This is a genomic window from Mycolicibacterium stellerae, from assembly GCF_003719305.1.
GTDB lineage: Bacteria > Actinomycetota > Actinomycetes > Mycobacteriales > Mycobacteriaceae > Mycobacterium > Mycobacterium stellerae.
In genome coordinates, this window is sequence record NZ_RARC01000020.1 from 44,082 (window position 1) to 71,027 (window position 26,946).

Annotated in this window: 13 protein-coding genes; 7 read left to right on the forward strand and 6 right to left on the reverse strand. The window is 65.4% G+C overall.

What is annotated here, in order from left to right:
- The first annotated feature begins 28 nt into the window (after positions 1-28).
- The 4 genes from D6M19_RS22165 to D6M19_RS22180 are packed head-to-tail and all read left to right on the forward strand — an operon-like array spanning position 29 to position 3,805.
- Entirely contained in the window at positions 29-850 is an 822-nt protein-coding gene (locus D6M19_RS22165; RefSeq protein WP_123027412.1) for a succinate dehydrogenase subunit SdhC, read from the forward strand.
- A gap of 50 nt (positions 851-900) precedes the next feature.
- Complete coding sequence (locus tag D6M19_RS22170; protein WP_123027413.1) at positions 901-2,847, forward strand: fumarate reductase/succinate dehydrogenase flavoprotein subunit; 1,947 nt, start codon at positions 901-903, stop codon at positions 2,845-2,847.
- Positions 2,847-3,599, forward strand: coding sequence for a succinate dehydrogenase/fumarate reductase iron-sulfur subunit (locus tag D6M19_RS22175; protein WP_123027414.1), 753 nt, complete (start codon positions 2,847-2,849; stop codon positions 3,597-3,599). Before D6M19_RS22170 ends, D6M19_RS22175 begins: the two co-directional genes overlap by 1 nt.
- A gap of 50 nt (positions 3,600-3,649) precedes the next feature.
- Positions 3,650-3,805, forward strand: coding sequence for a hypothetical protein (locus D6M19_RS22180; RefSeq protein WP_206428595.1), 156 nt, complete (start codon positions 3,650-3,652; stop codon positions 3,803-3,805).
- On the opposite strand, the gene D6M19_RS22185 is transcribed toward D6M19_RS22180, so the two are convergent.
- Positions 3,802-4,287 (reverse strand): flavin reductase family protein, encoded by a 486-nt coding sequence (locus D6M19_RS22185; RefSeq protein ID WP_123027415.1) that lies wholly within the window; start codon positions 4,285-4,287, stop codon positions 3,802-3,804. The two genes, D6M19_RS22180 and D6M19_RS22185, sit on opposite strands and share 4 nt — an antisense overlap.
- A gap of 69 nt (positions 4,288-4,356) precedes the next feature.
- On the opposite strand from D6M19_RS22185, the gene D6M19_RS22190 reads away from it, so the two are divergent.
- Positions 4,357-5,028 carry a GAP family protein gene (locus tag D6M19_RS22190; protein WP_123027416.1) on the forward strand — a complete coding sequence of 224 codons (672 nt, stop codon included), beginning with the start codon at positions 4,357-4,359 and terminating at the stop codon, positions 5,026-5,028.
- Positions 5,029-5,033: 5 nt separating this feature from the next.
- Here the strand turns inward: D6M19_RS22190 and D6M19_RS22195 are convergent, their stop codons facing one another.
- From D6M19_RS22195 to D6M19_RS22210, 4 genes are read right to left on the reverse strand one after another with little or no spacing between them, the layout of a single operon-like run.
- On the reverse strand, positions 5,034-6,794 hold the full coding sequence (locus tag D6M19_RS22195) for an AMP-binding protein (RefSeq protein ID WP_123027417.1): 1,761 nt from the start codon (positions 6,792-6,794) through the stop codon (positions 5,034-5,036).
- Positions 6,795-6,841: 47 nt separating this feature from the next.
- Positions 6,842-7,981: an acyltransferase PE gene (gene pe, locus D6M19_RS22200; protein ID WP_123027418.1), complete on the reverse strand. Its 1,140-nt coding sequence runs from the start codon at positions 7,979-7,981 to the stop codon at positions 6,842-6,844.
- Positions 7,982-8,025: 44 nt separating this feature from the next.
- On the reverse strand, positions 8,026-11,028 hold the full coding sequence (locus D6M19_RS22205) for an MMPL/RND family transporter (protein WP_123027419.1): 3,003 nt from the start codon (positions 11,026-11,028) through the stop codon (positions 8,026-8,028).
- Between the two features lie 33 nt (positions 11,029-11,061).
- On the reverse strand, positions 11,062-12,483 hold the full coding sequence (locus D6M19_RS22210) for a condensation domain-containing protein (RefSeq protein WP_123027420.1): 1,422 nt from the start codon (positions 12,481-12,483) through the stop codon (positions 11,062-11,064).
- 218 nt (positions 12,484-12,701) lie between these two features.
- Between D6M19_RS22210 and D6M19_RS22215 the strand changes: the two genes are divergently transcribed.
- Positions 12,702-23,744 (forward strand): type I polyketide synthase, encoded by an 11,043-nt coding sequence (locus tag D6M19_RS22215; protein ID WP_123027421.1) that lies wholly within the window; start codon positions 12,702-12,704, stop codon positions 23,742-23,744.
- Between the two features lie 5 nt (positions 23,745-23,749).
- Here the strand turns inward: D6M19_RS22215 and D6M19_RS22220 are convergent, their stop codons facing one another.
- A complete protein-coding gene (locus D6M19_RS22220) occupies positions 23,750-24,838 on the reverse strand; it encodes an NAD(P)H-dependent amine dehydrogenase family protein (protein WP_123027422.1) in 1,089 nt (362 codons plus the stop codon).
- A gap of 245 nt (positions 24,839-25,083) precedes the next feature.
- Between D6M19_RS22220 and D6M19_RS22225 the strand changes: the two genes are divergently transcribed.
- Positions 25,084-26,919 (forward strand): acyl-CoA dehydrogenase, encoded by a 1,836-nt coding sequence (locus tag D6M19_RS22225; RefSeq protein WP_123027423.1) that lies wholly within the window; start codon positions 25,084-25,086, stop codon positions 26,917-26,919.
- Positions 26,920-26,946: the final 27 nt, after the last annotated feature.

Sequence of the window (26,946 nt, forward strand, 5' to 3'; positions counted from 1 at the left end):
CGAAACTGGAGAGGCTTGGAAAACGACTGTGAGCGCACCCACCGCCGACCGCCAGGGCACCGGCGTCTTCTCACCGAACCGGGCAGAGATTCCCCAGCGCACGTTGCGCACGGACCGGTGGTGGCAGTCGCCGCTGATCGTCGACCTGGGTTTCGCCGCGTTCGTCATCTACGCGACGGTGCGGGCGTTCTTGCAGAACAACTATTACGTCGCCGAATACCACTACCTGACGCCGTTCTACTCGCCGTGCATCAGCAAGGGCTGCGTCCCCGAGGCCAGCCACTTCTGGCCACAGTTCCTGCCCGACGTGTGGTGGCTGCCCTACGCCGCGGCCTCGCTGCCGTTCCTTCTGCTGTTCCGGCTGACCTGCTACTACTACCGCGGCGCCTACTACAGGTCGGTGTGGCAGTCCCCGACCGCGTGCGCGGTGGCCGAGCCGCATGCCAAGTACACCGGTGAGACCCGCTTCCCACTGATCATCCAGAACACGCATCGGTACTTCTTCTACATCGCGGGCATCATCTCGGTGATCAACACCTACGACGCGATCGTGGCATTCCATTCGCCGTCGGGCTTCGGATTCGGTTTGGGCAACGTCATTCTCGTCGTCAACGTCGTCATGCTGTGGGTCTACACCGTGTCCTGCCACTCCTGCCGCCACGTCGTCGGCGGGCGCCTCAAGCACTTCTCCAAACACCCGGTCCGATACTGGATGTGGACGCAGGTGAGCCGACTGAACACCCGGCACAAGCTGTACGCGTGGATCACGCTCGGAACGCTGATGCTGACCGACTTCTACATCATGCTCGTCGCCAGCGGCACCATCTCCGATCTCAGATTCATCGGCTGATTCGTCTGGCTGACAGCCCATTTCACGACAGCCCGAGCAAGTGAGGTTTCATGACATCTAGCGAGGCTCTTGCGCCGAGCGCTTCATCGCAGGTCGAAAGGCACTCCTATGACGTCGTCGTCATCGGTGCCGGCGGCGCAGGCCTGCGCGCGGTGATCGAGGCGCGTGAGCGCGGCCAGAAGGTCGCGGTCATCACCAAATCGCTGTTCGGCAAGGCCCACACGGTGATGGCCGAGGGTGGCTGCGCGGCCTCGATGGGCAACGCCAACGCCAAGGACAACTGGCAGGTCCACTTCCGCGACACCATGCGCGGCGGGAAGTTCCTCAACAACTGGCGGATGGCCGAGCTGCACGCCAAGGAGGCGCCCGACCGGGTGTGGGAGCTGGAGACCTACGGCGCGCTCTTCGATCGCACCAAGGACGGCCGCATCAGCCAGCGCAACTTCGGCGGCCACACCTACCCGCGGCTGGCCCACGTCGGAGACCGCACCGGCCTGGAGATCATCCGCACGCTGCAACAGAAGATCGTCTCGCTGCAGCAGGAGGACAAGGCCGAGTTCGGCGACTACGAGGCCCGCATCAAGGTCTTCCACGAGTGCACCATCACCGACCTCATCAAGGACGGCGACCGGATCGCCGGTGCCTTCGGGTACTGGCGCGAGAACGGCAAGTTCGTTCTGTTCGAGACGCCTGCGGTGGTGCTGGCGACCGGCGGCATCGGCAAGTCCTACAAGGTGACGTCGAACTCGTGGGAGTACACCGGCGACGGGCACGCGCTTGCGCTGCGTGCCGGAGCGACCCTGATCAACATGGAGTTCGTCCAGTTCCATCCGACCGGCATGGTCTGGCCGCCGAGCGTGAAGGGCATCCTCGTCACCGAGGGCGTCCGCGGCGACGGCGGCGTGCTGAAGAACTCCGACGGCACCCGGTTCATGTTCGATTACATCCCGCCGGTGTTCAAGGGCCAGTACGCCGAGAGCATCGACGAGGCCGACCAGTGGCTGAAGGACAACGACTCCGCGCGCCGCACGCCGGACCTGTTGCCGCGCGACGAGGTGGCTCGCGCCATCAACTCCGAGGTGAAGGCCGGACGTAACTCGCCGCACGGCGGTGTCTTCCTCGACATCGCGTCGCGGCTGCCCGCCGAGGAGATCAAGCGCAGGCTTCCTTCGATGTACCACCAGTTCATGGAGCTGGCCGAGGTGGACATCACCAAGGAGCCGATGGAAGTCGGGCCGACGTGTCACTACGTGATGGGCGGCATCGAGGTCGAACCGGACACCGCGGCGGCGACCACGCCCGGCCTGTTCGCCGCCGGTGAGTGCGCAGGCGGAATGCACGGCTCCAACCGGCTCGGCGGCAACTCGCTGTCGGACCTACTGGTGTTCGGTCGCCGCGCCGGCCTGGGCGCCTCCGACTACGTGCGGGCGCTCGCCGAACGCCCAGCGGTGACAGAGGAAGCCGTTGACGACGCCATCAAGCGGGCGCTGCATCCCTTCGAGGGTCCGTCGAACGGCGACGCCCCCGAAAACCCCTACACGCTGCAGTTGGACCTTCAGGACACGATGAACAGCCTGGTCGGCATCATCCGCAAAGCCGAAGAGGTCACCGAGGCGCTTGACAAGCTGGCCGAGCTCCGAGAGCGCTACAAGCACGTCAAGGTGGAGGGCCATCGGGAGTTCAACCCCGGCTGGCACCTGGCGATCGACCTGCGCAACATGTTGCTTGTCAGCGAGTGCATCGCCCAAGCCGCGCTGACGCGCACCGAGAGCCGTGGCGGTCACACCCGCGACGACCACCCGGCGATGGAGCCCGACTGGCGCAAGACCCTGCTGGTGTGCCGCACCGAGGGCGATGCGGTCGTGCCCGAGCTGACCGTCACCAAGCAGGACCAGATTCCGGTGCGCCAGGATCTGCTCGACCTCTTCGAGCTGTCAGAACTGGAGAAGTACTTCACCGACGGCGAGCTGGCCCAGCATCCAGAACGGAGCAACTGATGGCCTATCAGGCGAGCATGCGAGTGTGGCGCGGCGACGACGACGGCGGCGCGCTGGAGGACTACGCGGTCGAGGTCAACGAGGGCGAGGTGGTGCTCGACATCATCCACCGCCTGCAGCAGACCCAGACCCCCGACCTGGCCGTTCGATGGAACTGCAAGGCGGGCAAGTGCGGATCCTGCTCGGCGGAGATCAACGGCAGGCCGCGGCTGATGTGCATGACCCGGATGTCCACCTTCGGCGAGGACGAGACCGTCACGGTGACACCGCTGCGGACCTTCCCGATCATCCGCGACCTCGTCACCGATGTGTCGTTCAACTACGAAAAGGCCAGGGAGATCCCGTCGTTCGCGCCGCCGAAGGATCTGCAGCCCGGTGAGTACCGGATGGCTCAGGAGGACGTGAACCGCAGCCAGGAGTTCCGCAAGTGCATCGAGTGCTTCCTGTGCCAGAACACCTGCCACGTGGTGCGCGACCACGAGGAGAACAAGCAGGCGTTCTCCGGCCCGCGCTACCTGATGCGTCAGGCCGAGCTCGACATGCATCCCCTCGACACGCTGGAACGGCGCCCCGAGCAGGCGCAGGAGGACAACGGCCTCGGCTACTGCAACATCACCAAGTGCTGCACCGAGGTGTGCCCCGAGCACATCAAGATCACCGACAACGCGCTGATCCCGATGAAGGAGCGAGCCGCCGACCGCAAGTACGACCCGGTGGTTTGGCTGGGCAACAAGTTGTTCAGGAGGAGTTGAGCGCGGGTAGCCTGACGGGAGCAGCCAATCAACGACGAAAGGCAGCCACCGTGACGGAAACGCACAGCGTCAACGACATTCGCACCGCAATTCGCGAGTTGTCGGCGCGCGCCGACCTCGCCCGCAAAGAGGGCAGGCCCGATGACGCCGCCGAGCTCGAACGGCGCGTTCAGGGCTATCGGGACGAGCTCGCCTCGCGGCCCTAACTGCCTAGCCGGCGAAACGTGCTGCGGTGGAACACGATCGGCGGCACGGCGGAATGCACCGTGATGTCGGCGACGCGCAGAATCACGATCGTGTGATCCCCTGCAGGCACCAGCTGTTCGATGGCGCTCTCCACCCAGACGCTGGTGCCCTCGATGAACACCGCACCGCTTTCACGAGACACCGTGGACAGGCCCGCGAACCGGTCGCCGGTTTTCGCCGCCAGGGTCCTTGCCGCCTCGTCGTGCGCCTCACCGAGCACGCTGATGCCGAGCCGGGGCAGGTCCTTGAGCTTGGGCCAGGTCTCCGACGTGTTCTGGACGGCGAACGAGACCAGCGGCGGATCCAGCGACACAGGGACGAAGGTGCTGGCGGCCAGTCCGATGCGGATGCCGTCCACCTCGGCGGCGATGGCGATGACGCCCGATGGGAAATGTCCGAACGCCTCGCGTAGCGACGTCGGGCTCAGCTCGGTTGCGCTCATATTCCGTCCATTTTCACACGGAGCCACGCACTGTGGCCATGCACGCCTGACGGTAACCTGACGCTCGTCATGTGGATAACGCTCCTGGCAATGGCCGTTGCCGTCAGCCTCGAGCCGTTCCGGATCGGCATGACGATATTGATCATGAACCGTCCCCGACCGATGCTCCAGCTGGTCACCTTTCTCGCAGGCGGATTCGCGATGGGCATCACGGTGGGCGTAATCGTGCTGTTCGTCCTGCGACCGGCCATCGGGTCAGCCGATTTCACCCTGCCGAGGGTGCAGATTGTTGTCGGTGCGCTGCTGCTGCTCAACGCCGTGGTGGTGGCCACCGGCGTGCTCGGCAAGCGTGGTGACGACGATGCGGATTCAGGTTCACGAAGATTCGAACCGCTCGCCACGCGCACAAGGCAACTGCTCAACGGCCGTTCACTGTGGACGGCGGGTGCCGCGGGACTCGGCATCGCGCTGCCGTCCGTCGACTATCTCGCCGTGCTGGCCCTCATCGTCGCCTCGGGGGCCGCGGCCTCGGTCCAGGTGGGCGGCCTGATCTTGTTCAACGTGGTGGCGTTCGGGTTCGTGGAGATTCCGCTGATCTGCTACCTGGTGGCCCCTGACCGCACCCGCGCAGCGCTGTCGGCGCTGCAGGACTGGCTGCGAACACGCCGCCGCAGTGCGGTCACGTTTCTGCTGACCGCGGTCGGCTGCGTGCTGCTCGGCGCGGGGCTTGCCGGCCTATAACCCGCTCAGGCGTCCAACCGGGTGAATTGATCCTGCCGGTACTGCTCGACGCACGCGGCGCGCCGGATCTTGCCGCTCGTCGTGGTGGGAATCGACCCTGGCTGCACCAGAACGAGATCCTCGACGTTCAAGCCGTGCGCGTTGGAGATCGCGGACGTGACATCGCTCTTCACCCCGCGGAGCCAACCCATCACCTCGACGTTGGAAGCTCCTCGCTTGTGCACCTCGATGACGGTGACCAGCTTCTCGGTGCTGTCCAGCGGGACCGATATCGCCGCCACCCGGCCGCGGGTGATCTCTTGAACCGTCGCCTCGATGTCCTCGGGATAGTGATTACGCCCCCGGATGATCAGCAGGTCCTTGATGCGTCCGACGATGAACAGGTCCCCATCGGAGATGAAACCGAGATCACCGGTTTTCAGCCAGGGCCCATCCGGCGTACCGGGCGACGGATCGACCAGCGTTGCGCCGAAGCACTGCTGCTCCTCCGGCGGTTTACCCCAGTAGCCGTCGGCGACATTCTCACCGTGCACCCAGATTTCGCCGACCAAGCCCGGCGCGCACTCGCTGTGTGTTTCGCCGTCGACGATCCGCAGCGTTGGCGATCGCGGCACCGTATAGGGCACCAGTGACGTTCCGGTCCCGGCCGCGCAACGTTTGACGCGGCCCGCGGCCAGTTCGTCGACGTCGAAATGGGCCGCGGGCGACGATTCACTCCAGGTGCCGCTCGTCACGAAGACGGTTGCCTCGGCCAGGCCATATGAGGGACGCATCATGTGGTCGCGGAAGTTGAAGTGCGAGAACCGATCAACGAAGCGTCGAAGGGTGGCGGGCTCGACACGTTCGGCACCGCTGATGATGCCGAGCACCTCGCCGAGGTCGAGCCCGGCCAAATCGCTGTCGGTTGTCTTGCGGGCGGCCATGTCGAAGGCGAAGTTCGGTGCAGAGGAGAACGCATGCGGATTCTCAGCCAATGCTCGCATCCACCTGGCCGGCCTCTCCAAAAATGCCACCGGGCTTGTCAATTCGGCACGAAAGCCACCCAGGATCGGGGCGCAGACTCCCAGCACCAAGCCCATGTCGTGGTAAAAGGGCAACCACGACACGAGCACGGTGTCCGACGGGAGCCTGACCCTGGAGTCGGCGAAGAAACTGCGCATCAGCTGCTCGAAATTCACCTGGAGGTTGCGATGCGAAAGCATGACCCCGGTCGGCGTTCGGGTCGAGCCCGAGCTGTACTGCAAATACGCGATGTTGGGCCCATCGGCGGTTTCGAAGCTTGGTCCGCCGTCTGGTCCGGTTCCGATGGACAGGTCCAACGAATCGATTTCGACGATCTTGGGAACAATGTCCAGGCGTGCCTGATCGACGTAGTCGCCGACATCTGCTGCGGCCGCGGAGGTGGTGAGAACGACCGACGGCGACGTATCGGTGAAGACCGCGCCGACCCGGTCGTGGCTCGAGCCGCGATGCGGCAACGGCAGCGGAACGGCGATGAGCCCGGCCTGCATAGCTCCCAGGAACGCCAGAATGTACTCGAGGCCCTGCGGCGCCAGGATCACCGCGCGGTCTCCGACAGACCCGTGGAGGCGGATTTCGCGGGCCACCCGCAGCGTTCTTTGGGACAACTGTGCCCACGTCATGCGCTCGGGTACCCCCGCGGCGGCCTTCTCGTAGTCGGTGAAGGTGAACGCGACGTCATCGGGGCGCAAGCTGGCACGTCCGTGCAGCATGGAGAGGATGGTTGACTGAGGAGAAGGCGTCACTTTGCGTCCGTAGTAAGTCGTCGAATTTCTGTTGGCTGACCGCGCTGTCAGCCGCCGCTGTGGTTCAGCACGTATTGGAAACCAGACATCAGCTGTGAGATGGGATCGGCGGCGCCGCCGAAGGCGGCCTGCGTGGCAGGCGCAGTAACGGCAGCCGGGTCATAGCCACGCACCGGATCCACTGTGATCGGAGCGGTAAGCGGATCGTCGTTTCGTGAGTATCCCGCGTCCACCATCGGCTTGAGCACCCCGTCAAGCTGATTGAGAGTGCCTTCGTCCACTCCGAGGTACTTGAAGGGCAACACCAGGGGAAGGTGCTGCTCGGGGATCAGATATGTCGTCGTCTTCGCGCCCTTGGAGTTGACCGTCGTCCTGATGTTCTGCGGCGGCACATTACTCGGATTGGTGAACGCCACCGCGGTATGACCGGTGGCCAGACCCACGACCGCGTTGGCGAGTGACATCCAGTTGTCCGGCCTGTCCGGCCAGTCGGCGATGCTGTCGTAGGCAGAGACGAACTGATATGTGTCGTACTGGCTCTCCACCGGAGCAGGCATGCGGAAATCGAGCGAGGGTACGACGCTGCCGACGGGGAAATTTTGGGTCAGGAAACTCTCACCGAAGGCGTGCTTGGCAAGAGGGTCACCATATGTCGCAAAGCTCAGTTGATCTCGTGGCGGCGCGGTCGGATCGTTCGCGAGTTTCGCCTGGACGGCGTCGAGAACCATCGCCCCCTCGGACAATCCGATCGCGGTGCCGGGACCTCCGGTGCGGATCGCTGTTTCCAGGTTGCCCTGCCCCTCGTCGACCGACTCACCGATGCTGGGGCCGTCGATGCCGAGCCCGGGAAAGCCGTCGTCCAGCCTGCCGATGCCTGGAAACAACCGTTCAAGGGTGTGCCCCTGAACCTGACCCGCGGGATAGTTGACGATCTGCCGATCCAGACCAGGGAACCACTCGGCGCCCGTGCGCTTTATGTACTCGTCGTAGGGAATGCCCAACACGTGGGCACCGCCAAGTGCGTACCCTCTGCCCGGCGTGCCCAGCGGCGGCGGCCCGTCGCTCGGTGCTCCATGGTCCGGCGTCCAGCCGGCTTGGGTGTCATCGGCTGACGCGATCGCCGAGCCGAAACATGCTGTGGCGCAAATGGTTACCAGTGCAGTGACCACTGCGACCAGTCGCCGCATTCCTACTCCCGCCTGCTGGCTGCGCGTCGGCAATGACCGTGACATTACTCCGCCTCTCCTGCCGGTGCCCGCGACAGAGACCGTGGGGCACTCAGCCGTGACGGCCACCAGTTCGCGCGTCCGACCAATGTCGCCATGGCAGGCACCGTGAGTGTCCGTACCAGGAAGGTGTCCAAAAGGACCCCTACGCCGATCACGAATCCGCCCTGGACCACGGTGGTGATGCTGGAGAACAGCAGACCGCACATCGAGGCCGCAAAGATCAAACCGGCGGCCGTGATCACCCCGCCGGTCGATGTCAGGGTGCGAATGACGCCGTAACGCATCCCGTGCGGAGATTCGTCGCGCATTCGCGATACAAAGAGCAGGTTGTAGTCGGCTCCCACCGCCACCAATACCACGAAGGCCAATGGCGGTACGCTCCAGTGCAATTGCTGCCCGAGCAGGTATTGAAACGTCAGGACGGCGATGCCGAGAGCCGCGAAGTACGAGAGAATCACCGAGCCGATCAGATAGAGCGGCGCGACAATCGCACGCAACAGCGCCATCAGGATCAGCAGGACGACCACGAGGGTCACGACGATGATGAAGCGGATGTCGTGCTCGTAGTAGTCGCGGGTGTCACGGAGCGCGGCGGGGAATCCGCCCATCGATATCTTGGCGTCGGCCAGTTGGGTGTTCGGTTGGGCGCTCTTTGCGGTGTCACTGATCTCGTTGACCTGATCCATCGCCTCGGAGCTGAACGGACTCAGTGTGGTCTGCACCAGGTATCGGGCCGTGTGGCCATCTGGTGAGATGAAGATCTTCGCCGCCGCCTTGAACTCGTCTAGTTGCAGGATTTGGGCCGGGAGATTGAACCCCGCCATCGACGGATCCGCCGCGTCATTTCGCATCGCCAACAGGAACGCGGCCGCCTCGTCGAGCCCGGCCCCCATCAGCCTGACTTGGCCGACGAGTTGGTCCACACCGCCGGCCACCTGCTGGCTTCCTTCGGCCAGGCGGTTGGCGCCCTGCTTGACTTGCGTCAGGCCCGCCTGCAGACCGCCGGGTCGGTCCAGACCCATGGCGCGCACTGCCGAGCTGAAGTTCGAGAGCGTGTCGTTGAGTTGTTTCACCGTTGCGTTGAGGGTCCGACTGTCTCCGAACCCCTGCAGTTGTCCGGCCAGCGAATTGATCTGGTCGAGGCGCCCGCTATCGCGAGCGTCGACCAGTTTCTGAAACTGGATGCGGGTGGCGCTGCACGAGGGATTCGCATCGCAAATTGCGTTGCCGTTGAGTGCTGCCAGCACCGGACCCACCCAGGCGAACATGTCCCTGACGGTGGAGAAATTCACGCCTATTTCATTGCCGAGCGCATTGATGCTCTGCACGAGCTGGGCGGCGGCCGCGACGTTCTTGACCAACTTGTCGCCGCCGAATTGGCTTCGCATCGACGACACGGCGTCGATCAGACGCTGCATGCTTGGAGCGATTTGGTTGATCTGACTGCGCACGTCGCCGAGGCTCGCGGCCAGCGTGTCGGCTCCGTTCGTCAGTCGGTTGAGATCCTTGGTGTTGTCGCTGATCACTGCCGAGCCCGCAGCCATCCGATCGCCGACAATGCCCGCTTGATATGTGGCTCTGAATTCCTGCGGCACCGTTCCGGTGGGTCGGGTGAGGCCGCTGACGAGGCCGATGTTCGGTAGTTGGCTGACCCGTTGTGCCATCTGTTCCAGGTCTGCGAGGGCCTGCGGTGTGCGCAGGTCTCGCGGTGACTCGACGAGGATGTATTCGGGGACGGCCTGACTCACGGGGAAATGGCGTTCCATCGCCGCATACCCGGCCGAGCTCGGGGCCTCAGGTCCCAGCGCCTTGCGATCGTCGTAGTTGAAGTGCACCAAGGTCGCGCAGCTGGCGAGAACGGCGAGGACGAGCAGGCTGGCGACAAGGTGCGCCTTGGGCCGCCGCACGATACGTATCCCGGAACGTCGCCAGAACCGAGATGTGAGCTCGCGCCGCGGCTTGACCCAGCCGCGAGGTCCGGCCAGCACCATGATGGCGGGCAGCAGCGTCATCGCGGCGAGGTATGCCACCCCGACCCCGATCGCGCATGCCACCCCGGCCGTGGAGAACACCCCCATGCGGGCGAAGCTGATCCCGAGAAAGGTGATTCCCACCGTGGCGGCGGATGCCGTGATCACCTTGCCGATCGAGATCAACGCCCGCCGCACCGCGTCGTCGAGATCGGCTCCCTGTCGCAGATAGTCGTGATATCTGCTGATGAGGAAGACGGCGTAGTCCGTTCCCGCGCCCGCGATGATCGCGCTCAGAAGAATGGATGACTGGTTCGAAACCCCCAGTCCGAAGAGCTCGGAGACCCCGGCCACCACGGACTGCGCGACGATCAGCGAGGTCCCGATGGCTGCCAGTGGCAGGAGCATGGTGACCGGGTTGCGGTACACCACGAGCAGAACGAGGAGCACAAGGACCGCGATCGCGATCTCGATGGGCATGCGGTCCTGCTCGCCCGCGACGGTGAGGTCGGCGACAGTTGCCGCCGGTCCGGTGACGTGCACGGTGAGCGGGCCGTCGGTGACAGCATTGTGTTTGACGATGTCGGCGACGCGGTTGTAGGACTCGTAGGCGCGTGGCGTGCCCAACTCCCCCGCGAGGCCGACCGGCAGCACCCAGGTCGTCTTGTCCTTGCTGGTCAGGAAGGGCCGCAACTGCGGCGTGGTGAAGAAGTCCTGAACCATCACCACGTCTGTCACGTCGTCGCGCAGCGCGTCGACCACTTTGCGGTAGGTGTCTTCGTCGCCCGGTTTGAGCCCGGTTTCGTTGATGAACGCGACGACGAGAAGGTTGTCCGAACTCGACTCGTGAAACGCTTCGGTCATCTGCCGGGCGGCGACGCTCGACGGGGCGTCGGTTGGCAGGATGGCGGGCGGGTTCTTCTGGGCCATCTGGTTGAGGCTCGGGAACGTCAGCAGAAGTGCGACCGCGATCGCGGCCCAAGCCCCGATCACCGCCCAGGGCCACCGCACCACGAGATCGGCTAGCCGTCGCATGTCGTCCCCATCTTCGCCCGTATTCGCCTCACGCTATGCGACGCGTCCCCAGTGCCCGCTGTCAGCAACCCGAGCGGACACCGAGCACATCGCCTCCATGTAGCGGGTTACTGATTTCCTGGCGACCGGGTTGTCGGGATGCATGATCGCCATGACCGTGCCCTGCCCGTACCGGAATATGTAGATCGTCAATTGATATGAATACCGGCCGTCGGGATAAATACCGATGTTGTTCGCAAGTCCCATGTCGGCCGCGGCCAGGATGGCGTTGAGCGGTGCGGCGCCACCGTGCAGGAAGTTCGACACCGGGAAGTTCGGTCGCGGCCACTGCAACCACGGCGCCAATTCCAATACGCGGTAATAGGGCACTCTCGCCATTTCCAGGCTCGAGTCGAAAGAAGCCTGGGCTGCCCACGCCGCATCGCTGAAAGACGTCGCCGCTATCGGGATGGTGATCGGGATCAGCCCGGTGAACCACCCCTGCGTCATGAAGTTGTCGCCGGCTTTGCGGGAATCCCTCGGCGTGAGCCCGTAGTAGGTGAGAGCGCCGGTGAACTCGTGCTCGACCAGGCCCAGACAGGCAAACACGCCGCCGACGAAACGCGCGCCCGCCGCCGTGCAGGCGGATTCGAAACGTTCCGTTTGCGCGTTGTCCATCAGGACCATGGAGGTCATGTCGCTCTTGGTGGAGCTGTCGGGATTACCCAACGGCAGCGGGAATTCGGGAAAACCCCCACCGTTGTTCTCGGCGAATTCGATCCACGCCTGTACTCCGGGCGAATCGACAGTTAACTCTGAGGTGTGTGCGCGCTCGCGGGTACAGAAGTCGTCGAAACTACCGGCGTCTGGAAGCTTGAGGGCGTCGCCACCTCCGCTCAACGCGGAGTACATCCCATTTGCTTCCAGCATTGTCGTGCCGATCAACGTCGCGTCCCCGTGGACATGATCCATGGCGGCGAAAAAAGTGAAGTGACTTTCGTTCTGGACTATTCCGAAAGTGAAGCAGCCCCATTCCAACGGATTAGGTATGGCTACCACGTGAGCGTGTATCTCGTCGACCGTCATGTGGCCGTGGTCGACGGGCACGAATTCAATGTCGGCCGGGTCGTCGATGGCGTGCCGGATGAAGTCCCCGTCGCCGGTCTGCTCGAACCAACTGCGGAATGTGTCATGCCGCCGTAGGTACGCGTTGACGGCACGATCCATGGCCGAAATGTCACACACGCCGGGCACTTCACAGCTGGCGATGATTTGCCGGGAGAAGGTCAACCCGGCCGCGCTCCGCTCGCTGTAGTTACGAAGGTGTTGGCGCTGCATGTAGCTGACCGGCACCGGACTAATGTTTGCTGAGCGCGCCTTCTCCCTGGCCTCGGCAGTCGGTTGCCAGGAAGTGACCGCGCCCGGACTCAATGACCATTCATCAAGTGCGCCAACAGTTATTTTCCCGATGCGCAAAACGTCGTCCTCCCAGCTTGACCGGCCCTCCGGTGCGGCATCATACGTTGCGAGATCAACATACCCTCGGCCGGACCGCCGACGTCCCGCGGCGGATGGCAACGCCGCGCACGCGACGGATACACGTGCAATAGTGGTCCGTCGGGGGTTGATCTGACGGCCGAGTAAGTTTATCTTACTGCCGAGTAAGCTTACCGTCGAGTAAGGAGAATTTCGGCATGGGATCCGTTGAAAATTCGATCGAGCCGGCTCCGCGCTTCGCCATCGTCGGCTATGCCGCGCGCTTCCCGGGTGCCCCAGACACCGACGAATTCTGGAACGTCCTTCGCGAGGGCCGTGACGCGGTAACCGAAGTGCCCAAGGACCGCTGGGATGTCGACGAATTCTTCGACCCGGAACCCGGTGTGCCCGGCAAGGTGGTCACCCGCCGTGCGGGTTTCGTCGACGACGTGACGGGGTTCGACGCGCCGTTCTTCGGGATGTCGACCCGCGAGGTCAGGTTGATGGACCCGCAGCATCGACTCTTGCTGGAGATGGCATGGAGCGCGGTGGAGCATTCGGGCACCGCGCCGACTGCGTTGGCCGACACCAACACCGGCGTGTTCGTGGGTCTGGCCACCCACGACTACCTGGGAATGGCATCCGACGAGCTGACCTATCCCGAGATCGAGGCCTACATGGCCATCGGGACGTCGAATGCCGCGGCAGCGGGACGGATCAGCTATCGGCTGGGGCTGCAGGGTCCTTCGGTCGCCGTCGACACGGCGTGCAGCTCGTCGCTGGTGGCAATCCATCAGGCGTGCCAGGCGCTGCGGTTGGGAGAATGCGATCTTGCGCTGGCAGGCGGCGCGAACGTGCTGCTCACACCGGCGACGATGATCACGTTTTCCAGCGCCCACATGCTCGCGCCCGACGGCCGGTGCAAGACGTTCGACGCGGCCGCCGACGGCTACGTCCGCGGCGAGGGTTGCGGTGTGATCGTCATCAAGCGCCTCGAGGACGCGATCGAAGACGGTGACCGGATTCGCGCCGTGATCCGCGGCAGCGCGATCAACCAGGACGGCGCGTCAGGTGGCTTGACGGTACCCAACGGCGTTGCCCAGCAACGGGTTATCGCCGATGCGCTGAAGCGCGCCGACCTCGAACCAAGCGACATCGGTTACCTGGAAGCGCACGGCACAGGGACATCGCTGGGTGACCCGATCGAAGCCCAGGCCGCAGGTGCAGTGCTCGGCGCCGGACGCGAGCCCGGCCAGCCGCTGTTGATCGGCTCGGCGAAGACGAACATCGGACACCTGGAGGCGGCCGCGGGCATCGCGGGCGTCATCAAGGTCATCCTGTCGCTCGAGAACGAGTTGCTGCCCCGTCACCTACATTTCGAGAACCCGTCGCCGCACATCCCATGGGACCGGCTCGCGGTGGAGGTCGTCAAGGAGGCCACCAGCTGGGAACGCAACGGTCGGCCGCGCATCGCGGGAGTCAGCTCGTTCGGGTTCGCCGGGACGAACGCACACGTCATCCTCGAGGAAGCACCCGAGGAAGCCACTCCGAGTCCGGTCGAACGGCCCGCGGAGGGCCGATTCAGCGTTCTCCCGCTCTCGGCGCGCACGCCCGCCGCACTGGTGCGGGTCGCCGACCTGTACCGGAGCTGGCTGAGCGCACACCCTGAGGCGCCCCTGCCCGACGTCTGCTTCACCGCGGGGGCGGGGCGAGCACACCTGGAGCACCGGGCCGCACTGGTGGTCAATTCGAGAGAATCAGTCGCCGAACTACTCAGCGCGGTCGCCGACGACCGCCCGGTGTCAGGGCTGGTTCGCGGGGAATCCCACGACAAACCGAAGACTGCGTGGCTGTTCACCGGCCAAGGCAGCCAGTACCCCGGCATGGCCCGGGAGCTGTACGACACCGAACCCGTGTTCGCCGAGACACTGAATCGTTGCGCGGCCGTGGTCGCTGACGTTCTCGAAAAGCCGTTGCTGGACGTGATTTTCGACGTGGACAGCCCCGACGCCGAGGATTCGCTGCGGCAGACCTCCTATGCACAGCCCGCCTTGTTCGCGGTGGAGATGGGCCTGGCCCGCCTCTGGCAGTCGTGGGGCTTCGAACCCGACGTGGTGCTGGGCCACAGCGTGGGCCAGTATTCGGCGGCCTGCGTAGCGGGCGTGTTCAGCATTACCGACGGCGCGCTGCTGATGGCCGAACGCGGGCGTCTCTTCGGCAGCCTGCCTGCGGGCGGCCGGATGGTTGCGGTGTTCGCCGACGCCGAGCGTGTCGAGAGCCTGACCGACGACTACCCGAGTCTGTCGGTCGCGGCCTACAACGGTGCCAACACTGTGTTGTCGGGACCGGCGCAGGATCTGGAGAAGGCGGTAGCCGGGCTGGCGGCCGCCGGGGTCCGGTGTGACTGGCTGGACACCAGCCACGCGTTCCACTCGGCGTTGCTCGACCCGATCCTCGACGACTTCGAGTCGTATGCGCAGCGCTTCAATTTCCAGACGCCGCAACGAATTCTCATCGACAACCGCACCGGCACCGCGCTCGGCAGGAGCGTGAAGCTCGATGGGACCTACTGGCGCCGTCACGCGCGCCAACCCGTGGAGTTCGCCAAGAGTGTGCGAACCCTTGCAGATCTGAATTGCAAGGTGTTGGTCGAGATCGGCCCGCAGCCGGTGCTCACCGCAGCAGCCCTGCGGGCATGGCCCGACCCGGCCACCGCACCGCGGGCGATCGCGTCGTTGCGCCGAAACACCGCCGACCACCGACAGATCACCGAAGCCGTCGCCGACGCGTACGTCCTTGGCCACCTGCCCGACTTCGGCGCACTGCGGCAGACGCACGCACGAAAGCTCGACCTACCGACGTATCCATTCGAACGTCGCGAGTACTGGTACACCGACAATCGGGACGCCTCCAGCCCGCAGCAGAGCGCTGTTGGACCGCGCACCCAGACGGTGCGGCTACTCGAGGACGGCAGGATAGAAGAACTGGCGGCCCTACTCGACGGTGCCGACGGCGACCGCCAGACCTTCGATGTGCTGACCAAGCTTGCCGCACAACACAACCAGCAACGTAGCAGCCAGTCCGTCGCCGACGACCGCTACGAGATTCGCTGGGACAAGCCCCCCACCGCAGTCTCAGCCGGTCAGACCGAGGAATCCACCTGGCTTCTCGTCGGTGATGATTGTCCGGCGGTCGCGCCGTTTGTCGACGCGCTGACCGCGCGTGGGCAGCAGTACCGGATCCTGGATTTGCCGTCGTCCGACGCGGACGAGGAACAGCTCGCGGACGCGTTGCGCGCTGCGGCGGAAGAGGATTCGACGCTACGTATCGTGCATGTCGCGGCGCTGGACTCCGACAACCCACCATCGATGCGGTCACTGTTGCGGATGCAGCACCAAATTCTGGGTGGAACGCGGCGGCTCTTCCGGGCCGCGATCGCCGCGGGACTTCGCAAGCCCATCTGGATTGTTACCCGTGGCGCGCAGCGAGTCACCGACGCAGACACCGTGTCGCCGGATCAGAGCAGCCTGTGGGGTTTCGGTCGCGCCGCATCGCTGGAGCTTCCGCAAGTGTGGGGCGGACTGGCGGATCTGAGCGAAGGCACCGCCGACGAATGGTCGCGGTTCATCAGCGAGGTGGTGGCGCAGCGTGGCGAAGACCAGATCGCGCTCCGCGATCAGGCGCTCTATGTGCCCCGGCTGGTACGACGGGATGAACAGCCGAGCGCCACGGCGGTGGAACTCCGTGACGAGGCAACGTATTTGGTGACCGGCGGGCTGGGGTCGATCGGGCTCGAGATCGCCGGATTCCTGGCCGCGCACGGCGCCAGGCATCTGGTGCTGACCGGCCGACGTCCGGCAAGCGATGCCGCACTGCGGAGCATCGACGCACTTCGCGAAGGGCACGGATGCGAGATACGGGTCGTCGCTGCCGACATCGCCGATGCCCATGACGTCGCGCGGCTGTTGGCCACCGTGGCCGCCGAGCTACCGCCGTTGGCAGGCATCGTGCACGCCGCGGGGGAAATCGGTACCACGCCGCTGAGCACCCTCGACGACGCCGAGATCGATCGGGTCTTCGCCGGGAAGGTCTGGGGTGCTTGGCATTTGAGTGAAGCAGCCGCTGACCTGCAGCTGGACTTCTTCCTCAGCACCTCATCGATCGCCTCGGTGTGGGGCGGGTTCGGTCAGACCGCCTACGGCGCCGCCAACGCCTTCCTCGACGGCTTGGCCTGGCGCCTTCGCGAGCGGGGCATCTCCGGGATCAGCGTCAACTTCGGTCCGTGGTCGGCGGGCATGGCCGACGCGGAGTCACGTGCGCGCCTTGACAAACGCGGCGTCCAGACCTTGTCACCCGCCGATGCACTGTCCGGTCTGGCCGATGTGATGGCGACTTCTGCAGCACAGGGGCCCGCACAGGGAGTGGTGGCCCGGATCGACTGGACCCGTTTCCTTCCGCTGTACCAGCAGGCGGGCAGGCGAGCTTTCCTTGCGGAGCTGGCGCGTGAGGTGCCTGACGCGACGCCGGCCCCGACGACGTCGGGGAAGACCCAATTGGTCGAACGGCTCACGGCCGCTCCAACCCAGCAGCGCAAGAAGCTTCTGACGGATTACCTGCGCGACGCGGTAGCAGAGGTGACGCGCGTCGACGCCGCGGAGATCCGGGAAGACGCGGGGTTCTTCGACCTCGGCATGGATTCATTGATGGCAGTCGAGTTGCGGCGCCGTATCGAACAAGGAGTCGGCCGCGAGATTCCGGTCACCCTGGTGATGGATCACCCCCGGCTGTCGGATGCCGCCGACTATCTGCTCGGCGAGGTGCTCGGGCTCAGCGAGCAGGCCGACAAACCAGCGCCCAAGCCGGTATCGGCGCCGACGCGCACGGACGAACCGATCGCGATCGTCGCGGTGTCGTGCCGGTTCCCCGGCGCACCAAACCCGGAAGCTTTCTGGGACTTGCTTGCCGGCGGCGTCGACGCGATCGGGGAGGTCCCCGAGGATCGCTTCGACATCGACGAGTTCTACGATCCGGATCCAGAGACCCCCGGCAAGACGTACACGCGCTTCGGCGGGTTCCTCGACGGAATCGATGGATTCGATCCCGAGTTCTTCGGCATCTCCCCGCGCGAGGCGGTCTGGATAGAGCCGCAGCAGCGGCTGATGCTCGAAACGGCCTGGGAAGGTCTCGAAAGGGCCGGGTACGCGCCCGCCGCTCTGCGCGGCAGTCGAACAGGCGTCTTCGTGGGGGTGGGCGCCAACGAGTACGCCCATCTGCTGTCCGCCGAGTCGATCGACAAGATCGAGCCCTACTTCATCACCGGCAACGCGCTCAACGCCATATCCGGCCGAGTCGCCTTCGCACTGGGACTCGAAGGACCGGCGGTCGCGGTCGATACCGCGTGCAGCTCGGCGTTGGTGGCCGTCCATCAGGCCTGCCAGGCTCTGCACTCCGGTGACTGCGACATGGCGTTGGCCGGCGGCGTGAACGTCTTGCTGAGTCCGGTGACGGTGATCGCCGCATCCCGCGCCAGGATGCTTTCGCCGGTCGGGCGATGCAAGACGTTCGACGCGTCCGCCGACGGCTACGTGCGCAGCGAAGGCTGCGGCATCCTCGTGCTCAAGAGGCTCAGCGACGCGGTGCGCGATGGCGACCGGGTATGCGCGGTCATTCCCGGCAGCGCGGTCAACCAGGACGGCGCCTCAAGCGGTTTGACGGTGCCCAACGGGGGTGCACAACAACGGCTCATCGGGGCTGTGCTGGATCGCGCCGGTCTGGCAGGCGGCGATGTCGACTACCTCGAGGCGCACGGGACGGGTACCCCGCTTGGCGATCCGATCGAGGTGCAGGCGGCCGCGGCAGCCTACGGCGGCTCGCGTGACGCCAACCGACCGCTGCTGATGGGGTCGGTGAAAACGAATATCGGGCACCTCGAGTCCGCGTCGGGGGCGGCAGGACTGATCAAAGTCGTGTTGTCGCTTCAGAATGAAATGCTGCCGGAGAGCCTGCACTTCGACACGCCGTCACCGCACATCCCATGGGATTCGCTGCCGGTGCGGGTCGTGGACAAGGCGACTCCATGGCAGACCAACGGCAGGCCGCGGCGGGCAGGGGTGAGTTCGTTCGGCTTCACCGGCACGAACGCGCACGTGCTGCTCGAGGAGGCCCCTGCCGCCCAACCGGTGGCCCAGGAGCCCGTCACTGACGAGCAGCCGGTCAACGTGCTGGCGCTTTCCGCGCGAACGCCGGAAGCACTTGTCGCGTTGGCGCAGCGCTATGAGTCTTTCTTGACCGCCCACCCGGATGCCGACATCGCCGACGTGTGCCTCACCGCCGGGGCAGGCCGTTCGCATTTCGAACATCGCGCCGCGCTGGTCGTGGATTCGGTCGACGGTGCGCGCGACGGCCTGGCCGGGTTGGCCGAGAACCGGATGCGACCAGGTGTCGTACGTGGCGAGCACACGCACCACCCGACGACGGCGTGGTTCTTCACCGGGCAGGGCAGCCAGTATCCGGGGATGGCCCGTGAGTTGTTCGATGCCGAGCCGGTTTTCGCCGAGACCGTGACGCGTTGCGCGGAGGCGGTCGACGACATCCTGCCCCGGCCGTTGTTGGATGTGCTGTTCGCCATCGATCGCGAAACCGGTGGCGAGACTGGAGAAGCGTTGCGGCACACGTCGTTTGCGCAGCCGGCACTCTTCGCCGTCGAGATGGGCCTTGCCCGGCTGTGGCAGTCGTGGGGCATCGAGCCCGACGTGGTGCTCGGCCACAGCGTCGGCCAGTACGCGGCGGCATGTGTGGCAGGAGTCTTCAGCCTCACCGACGGCGCACGGCTGATGGCCGAGCGCGGCAGGTTGTTCGGCAGCCTGCCAGAAGGTGGGCGAATGGTCGCGGTGTTCACCGACGCCAAGCACGTGGAAAAGAGCGCAGGCGAATTCCCGCGGGTCTCGGTCGGCGCCTATAACGGGCCCAACACCGTGCTCTCTGGCCCTGGTGAGGATCTGGAGCAGATCGTCGCCGGGTTCAGCGAGGAAGGGATCCGCTGCACCTGGCTGCAGACCAGCCACGCATTCCACTCGGAACTGCTGGACCCGGTACTCGATGAATTCGAGTCCTACGCAGCGCAATTGCAGTTCGCTGTCCCGACGTTGCCGCTGGTCTGCAACCGCACCGGCGCAGTGCTCACGGCGCAAACCCCGCTCGACGCCAAGTACTGGCGGCGGCATTCCCGCCAGCCGGTGCAATTCGCCGAAAGCGTGCGCACCGTTGCGGCGCTGGGATGCTCGGTGTTGATGGAGATCGGTCCGCAACCGGTGCTGACCGGGGCGGCTGTGCAGGTCTGGCCGGAGCACCTGGCCGCACCGCGGGCGATCGTGTCGATGCGCAAGGGTGTCGGCGACCGGCGCCAGATCGCCGATGCGCTCGCCGCGGCCTACGTCGGCGGCCACCGGCCCGATTTCGCCGCGCTGCATTCTGCGACCGGTCGCAAACTCGAATTACCTACCTATCCGTTCCAGCGGCGCCGCTTCTGGCCGAAAGCTTCTGGAATCGCCGGCTCCGGTTACCACGGCCAGGCGGTGTCGGGGATCCTTGGTAGCGCAAAGGATCTCGCATCGGGTGACACCGTCTACACCAGCAGGTTGTCCGTCAAATCGCAGCCGTGGCTGTCCGATCACGTCATCTATGGCACCGTTGTCGTCCCTGGGGCGACGTACGCTGCGATGGCCTTGGCGGCAGTCGGTCCGCCTGCGCGGGCGAAAGACGTCTTCTTCTACGAGCCGATCATCCTGCCCGAGAAGAGCTCTCGAGAGGTACAGCTGACGTTGTCTCCGCTCGACGACGGCAGCGGTTCGACCTTCAAGGTGCACAGCCGACCCTATGGTGAAAAAGGCGCCGAGTGGTCGTTGAACGCCGAAGGCACGGTGGTCGCCGGTGTGGATGAGGAAGAGGCCTCACCCGAACCAGCGGAACCCGTCGACGCGGTGACCGAGCGGTTGAACCGCATGCGCCCGCAGGAGCTGTTCGAGACCTTCGCGGACATGGAACTGGCGTGGGGTCCCAACTGGTCCGGTTCGCTGAAGTCGCTCTGGCTTGGCGATGGCGAGGCGATCGGCGACATCATCGTCGGCGAAGAGCTCGCCGAGCACCTCGGATCCGAGCCGATGCACCCGGTGTTGATGGACCTGTGCACCGGTGTCGCATTCCCGGCGTTCCCGGCACTTCTGGCTGCCGAGCAGGGCGTGAACGATCTGTTCTTGCCGCTGCGCTACGGGCAGGTGATGCTGACGGAGAAGATGCCTCGCCGGTTCTACTGCCGCGCGAAGTGGCATACCAGCGAACTCAACAGCGAAACGCAGGTCTTCGATCTCGATTTCGTCGACCGCGATGGCCGCCAGCTGGGCGGGATCCGCGAGTTCACGGTCAAACGCGCGCCGCGGGAGGCATTGTTGCGCGGGCTCGGTGGCGACACCAGCAGGTTGTTGTACACCCTTGGCTGGCAAGAGGTTCCGCCGCCTGCGGCGGTCGACAACACCGCAGGTGCGGACGGCACCTGGCTCGTTGCCGGGTTCGACGAGCTGGCCGCCAATGTCGCGGGCTGCATCCCGTTCGACCCGACGACAGATTCGGAGCCGCTCGGACAGGTTCTTGCGCAGGCTCACCAGCGAGGTCTGCCATTTGCCGGCGTTGTCTGGCGCGCCACGGCACCCGGCCCCAACGAGTCGAGCGCCGATATCGCCGCACGACTCGAGGCCGAGATCGCCAACCTGCTCAGTGCCGTGCACGCCGTGCAAGACGGTTCACAAAACGGAGGCGTGAAACTTCCGAATGGCCTCTGGATCGTCACCGAGCACGCCGTGGCAACCGAGTCCGGCGAGCCGGTCGACCCGGTGCAGGCCGCGCTCTGGGGATTCGGGCGCACCACCATCAACGAGGAACCGGCCCTGCGCTGCAGGCTGGTCGACTCCGACGGATCGGATCAGGCGGTGCAGCTGCTGACCAAGCTGCTCACCACACCGCTCGAGGAGCCGGAACTCGCGTTGCGGCAAGGGAAGTTGCTGGCATCGCGCTTGCTGCACTGGGCGCGCAGCGGGCATCTCACGGTGCCCCGCTCCAACGACTACGTCTTGGCGCCCACCGAGCGTGGCGCGATCGACAACCTGCGTCTGATCGAGTCGGACGTGCCGCCACCGGACGAGGGGTATGTGCAGGTCCGGGTGGACGCCGCGGGTCTGAACTTCCGCGACGTGCTCAATGTGCTCGGTCTCTACCCGGGTGATCCTGGGCCGATCGGCGGCGACTTCGCAGGCGTCGTCACCCAAGTGGGTAGCGGCGTAACCGGACTCGAGGTCGGCCAGCACGTGTACGGCTTCATGCAGGGCGCATTCTCCAGCCGGTTCAACGTGCCCGAGCAGTTGCTGGCGCCGGTGCCCGACGGGGTGAGTGCCGTTGCGGCGGCGACCATTCCGGCCGCGGCACTCACGGTGCGGCTGGCATTCGACTGGGCGCAGTTGCGGCCCGGTGACCGGGTGCTCATTCACGCCGCCAGCGGCGGTGTCGGGCTTGCCGCGATCCAGATGGCACAGCAGCAGGGCGCCGTCGTGTTCGCGACCGCAAGCACCTATAAGCGCGCGACGCTGCGCAATATGGGCGTGAAGTACGTCTACGATTCGCGCACAACGGATTTCGCCGACCAGATTCTTGCCGACACCAACGGTGAGGGCGTCGACGTGGTGCTCAACAGCCTGACCAACGAGGGCTTTCTCGAGGCGACCGTGCGGGCCACCGCCCAGAACGGCCGGTTCGCCGAGATCGCCAAGCGCGACATCTGGACACCGGAGCAGATGGCGGCGGCCCGTCCTGACATCGCCTATGAGATCGTGGCGCTGGATGTGACCACCCTGCAGAACCCCGACCACATCAAGCGGTTGTTGAACGAGGTGTCGGACGGGCTGGCCACCGGCGAGTGGACACCGCTGCCCGCCGAGATCTACCCGCTGACCGAGGCAAGGGCCGCGTTCCGCCGTATGCAGCAGGCGCGGCATATCGGCAAGATCGTGGTGCAGATACCGAAGCCGCTGCAGCCGCAAGCTGATCGGAGCTATCTGATCACCGGCGGGCTCGGTGCGATCGGTCTGCGCACGGCGGCGTATCTGGCCCAGCTAGGTGCCGGCGACATCGTGTTGACCAGCAGGCGGGCACCCGACGAGGACGCGCAACGGGTCATCGATGAGATCACCGAGCGGTCCCGGTCGCGCATCCACGTCTTCACAGCCGATGTCGGCGACGAGTCCGAGGTTGCGAGCCTGCTGGACCGAATCCGCGCGGAGTTGCCGCCGCTCGCAGGCGTCGCGCATCTGGCCGGCGTGCTCGACGATGCGCTGTTGTCCCAGCAGAGCCTCGACCGTTTCCGAACGGCGTTGGCGCCCAAGGCGTTCGGTGCCTGCCACTTGGATCGTTTGACGAAAGACGACGATCTGGACTTCTTCATCGTGGCCTCGTCGGTGTCCAGCTTGTTCGGCTCGCCCGGTCAATCCAACTACGCGACCGCCAACGGGCTGCTCGACGGCCTTGTCGCGCAGAGAAGGGCGCAGGGCTTGCCTGCCACCGGCATCAACTTCGGTCCGTGGGGCGAGGGTGGGATGGCCTCTTCGGAGGCCGCGCGCGCGAACCTGGGTGCGCAGGGGCTGGTGCCACTCGACCCTTCGGCCGCGCTGAGCGCGCTCGCCGAGGTCGTCGCGAACGGCACCGGTCAGGCAACCGTGATCAAGGCCAACTGGCAGCGTGCCGCAAAGTTGTTGGGCGCTTCTCGCCCACCGATTCTCGACCAGGTGTTGCCGAGTGCAGTCGGGGAGGTGACCGGTGACAGCGAGTTGCTTCGGCAGCTGCAGGAGATACCGGTGCCGCAGCGGGCCGGATTCGTGACCGAATTCCTTCAGCGCGAAGTCCAGAACTTCCTGCGGCTGGCGCAACCGCCGGCGGCAACCAGTCGGTTCCTCGACCTGGGCACGGATTCGCTGATGGCGATCGAACTCCGCAACCGGCTGCACAGTCAGTTCGGCGGCGCGTTCACGATCAACGCGACCGCGGTGTTCGACTATCCGACCATCGGGGGCCTCGCCGAGTATCTGGTGGGTCAGCTCCCCGAGTCGGAATCGGAATCTGCTGCGCAGACGCAGCCAGCCGCGCAGTCCGACCCGGACGCGGAGTCAACCGAATCGGACTCAGAGTCAGAGGAGTGGCAACCCGTCGCGAGCGACGCCTAGTACACCTAGTCGCTCGCCCACCGCTGCGCTTCGGTCTCCGGTGGCAGCGGCGGGTGCAGCGGCACGTCAAGGCCGTCGTAGATACCCGGCTTCTGGGTCGCCAGCCATCCGATGGCGCCGAGCAAACGGTTTGCCGCTGTGGTGTTTCCGCCGTCGGCCCTTGTGCCGCCCGGCACGTCGGCCCGGCTGACCAGCGTGAGTTCGGGATCGCCGTCGACGATGACGCGGTGGTCGCCTGCACCCTGGTCCGGCTGCGGCCAGTCCGGTGCGCACGAGGGATGGATGCGGGTGATGTGGTCGATGACGATCCGCTCCTGTCCGGCGACCTTTCCGATCACCTTCAGCCAGAACGCGCCCTGGGTGCCCTCGTCGAACCGGCCCATCACGGTGTCGACCGACGTTTCCAGCGGCCGCCGGTCAACCTCCTCGGTGATCTCGTCGATCTCCATACCAAGGCCGCGGCCGATCAGCCGGACGTTGCCGCCCCACACCATGGTCGGGATCGACGGCAACAGCATCATCGGCGTTTCGTCCATCGGTCCTCCGAACCCGCACAGCACCTTCACCGCGTGCGGCTGGTTGTAGGTCGAGTAGTCGAAGATCTCCTGGCAGTGGATCGTCCGGATCCTGGTGCAGAGGCCGGCGGCGATCACCGCGAGGGCGTCGTTGCCCCACCCGGGGTCGACCCCGCTGACGAAGAGCGTGGCGCCGCCCTCCTCGGCGGCCGCGGTCAGCCGCTCGACCCATTCCGGTGGTGCCGAGCGCGGGTCGTAGAGCGAGTACAGCGACGGCGTGACGACATGGCTGCCCGCGCGCAGGCAGCGTTCGATGTCGTTGACGGCCTCCTCGGGCCGGATGTCGCCCGACGCCATGTACGCCACCGCATCGCAGTCGGCCAGTGCGGCGTCGACGTCCGTCGTCGCCACCACTCCGGTCGGGCTGTCGAGGCCGACGAACTCGGCGGCATCCATGCCCGCTTTTGACTCGGACGAGGTGATGATCCCGGCCAGCGCAAGGCCGGGAAAAGCCAACGCCGACCGGATGGCCGTCGAGCCCATATTGCCTGTTCCCCACACCGCTACCCGCTGTTGCATGAGTTCACCTTAGTGATACGTGTGGCTTGGCTGTGGTGGGTATCACAAACAGGCGTTTCCCCAAGTCAGAAGCCATTTTGGCCGGTAAACCGGCGGCCGATCAACCGCTGGGTTGCTTAGCTGATGGAAATTGCTCGTTCAGGCTTTGCGTTGAAGTTACCGGGCGGTATATTGGGCCACAGTTACTGGTGGGTAACTTAGCCAAAAGTACCCAACCGTTGTGGCGTTCTCGACGAGGAGGAAACGTGAGCCACTACAAGAGCAATGTTCGTGACCAGGTATTCAACCTGTTCGAGGTGTTCGGCCTTGAGAAGGCGCTCGGCGAGGGCGAATACGCCGATCTGGATGCCGAAACCGCCAAGGAGATGCTCGGCGAGATCGCCAGGCTGGCCGAGGGTCCGATCGCCGAATCGTTCGCCGACAGCGACCGCAACCCCCCGACCTTTGATCCCAACACGTTCACGGTCACGCTGCCTGAGCCGTTCAAGAAGTCCGTGCGGGCCATGCTCGACGGCGGCTGGGACCGCGTCGGCCTCGACGAGGAACTCGGAGGGGTGCCCGCGCCCAAGGCGCTCATGTGGGCGCTGCACGAGCACATCCTCGGCGCCAACCCGGCCGTGTGGATGTACGGCGGTGGCGCAGGTTTCGCCAACATCTTCTATCACCTGGGCACCGACGAGCAGAAGAAGTGGGCCACGATCGCCGCAGAGCGCGGTTGGGGCTCGACGATGGTGCTCACCGAGCCCGACGCCGGTTCCGACGTCGGCGCGGGCCGCACGAAGGCCGTCAAGCAGGACGACGGCTCGTGGCACATCGACGGCGTCAAGCGCTTCATCACCTCTGGCGACTCAGGCGACCTGTTCGAGAACATCTTCCACCTAGTGCTGGCCCGCCCCGAGGGCGCAGGCCCCGGCACCAAGGGTCTGTCGCTGTTCTTCGTGCCGAAGTTCCTTTTCGACTTCGAGACCGGCGAAATCGGCGAGCGCAACGGTGTGTACGTCACCAACGTCGAGCACAAGATGGGCCTGAAGGTTTCGGCGACGTGTGAGCTGTCACTCGGCCAGCACGACAAGCCCGCCAAGGGCTGGCTGGTCGGCGAGACCCACGAGGGCATCGCGCAGATGTTCGACGTCATCGAGCAGGCCCGAATGATGGTCGGCACCAAGGCCATCGCGACCCTGTCCACCGGCTACCTGAACGCGCTCGACTACGCGAAGAACCGCGTGCAGGGCGCCGACATGACCCAGATGACCGACAAGACCGCGCCGCGGGTGACCATCACGCATCACCCCGACGTGCGTCGCAGCCTGATGACCCAGAAGGCGTACGCCGAGGGACTGCGGGCGCTGTACCTGTTCACCAGCACCTACCAGGACGCCGCGGTGGCCAAGGCGGTGCAGGGTGTCGACGCCGAGTTGGCGGTGAAGGTCAACGACCTGATGCTGCCGATCGTCAAGGGCGTCGGCTCGGAGCAGGCATACGCCAAGCTGACCGAGAGCCTGCAAACCTTCGGCGGATCCGGCTTCCTGCAGGACTACCCGATCGAGCAGTACATCCGCGACGCCAAGATCGACTCGCTGTATGAGGGCACAACGGCCATCCAGGCGCAGGACTTCTTCTTCCGCAAGATCGTCCGCGACAAGGGTGTGGCACTGGCACACGTTGCCGGTCAGATCGAGCAGTTCGTCAAGAGCGAGTCCGGCAACGGCCGGCTGAAGGCCGAGCGGATGTTGCTGGCGACCGCGCTCGAGGACGTGCAGGCGATGGCCGCCACGCTGACCGGCTACCTGATGTCGGCGCAGGAGAACCCCGAGAACCTCTACAAGGTGGGCCTGGGTTCGGTGCGCTTCCTGATGAGCGTCGGCGACCTGGTCATCGGCTGGCTCCTTGCGCGGCAGGCCGCCGTGGCGATCGAGGCGCTCGATGCGGGTGCCAGCGGTAACGACCGTGCGTTCTACGAGGGCAAGGTCGCGGTGGCGTCGTTCTTCGCCAAGAACATGCTTCCGCTGCTCACCAGCACGCGTCAGGTGATCGACACCATCGACAACGAGATCATGGAACTGGACGAGGCGGCCTTCTAAACCCTTCTTCGCCGCTTCGCACCAAAA

Coding starts and splice junctions, on each gene's coding strand:
- D6M19_RS22185 (WP_123027415.1), bottom strand. CDS start 4,287: ATGAGCGCAACCGAGCTGAGCCCGACGTCGCTACGCGAGGCGTTCGGA.
- D6M19_RS22175 (WP_123027414.1), top strand. CDS start 2,847: ATGGCCTATCAGGCGAGCATGCGAGTGTGGCGCGGCGACGACGACGGC.
- D6M19_RS22220 (WP_123027422.1), bottom strand. CDS start 24,838: ATGCAACAGCGGGTAGCGGTGTGGGGAACAGGCAATATGGGCTCGACG.
- D6M19_RS22190 (WP_123027416.1), top strand. CDS start 4,357: ATGTGGATAACGCTCCTGGCAATGGCCGTTGCCGTCAGCCTCGAGCCG.
- D6M19_RS22215 (WP_123027421.1), top strand. CDS start 12,702: ATGGGATCCGTTGAAAATTCGATCGAGCCGGCTCCGCGCTTCGCCATC.
- D6M19_RS22170 (WP_123027413.1), top strand. CDS start 901: ATGACATCTAGCGAGGCTCTTGCGCCGAGCGCTTCATCGCAGGTCGAA.
- D6M19_RS22205 (WP_123027419.1), bottom strand. CDS start 11,028: ATGCGACGGCTAGCCGATCTCGTGGTGCGGTGGCCCTGGGCGGTGATC.
- pe (WP_123027418.1), bottom strand. CDS start 7,981: ATGCGGCGACTGGTCGCAGTGGTCACTGCACTGGTAACCATTTGCGCC.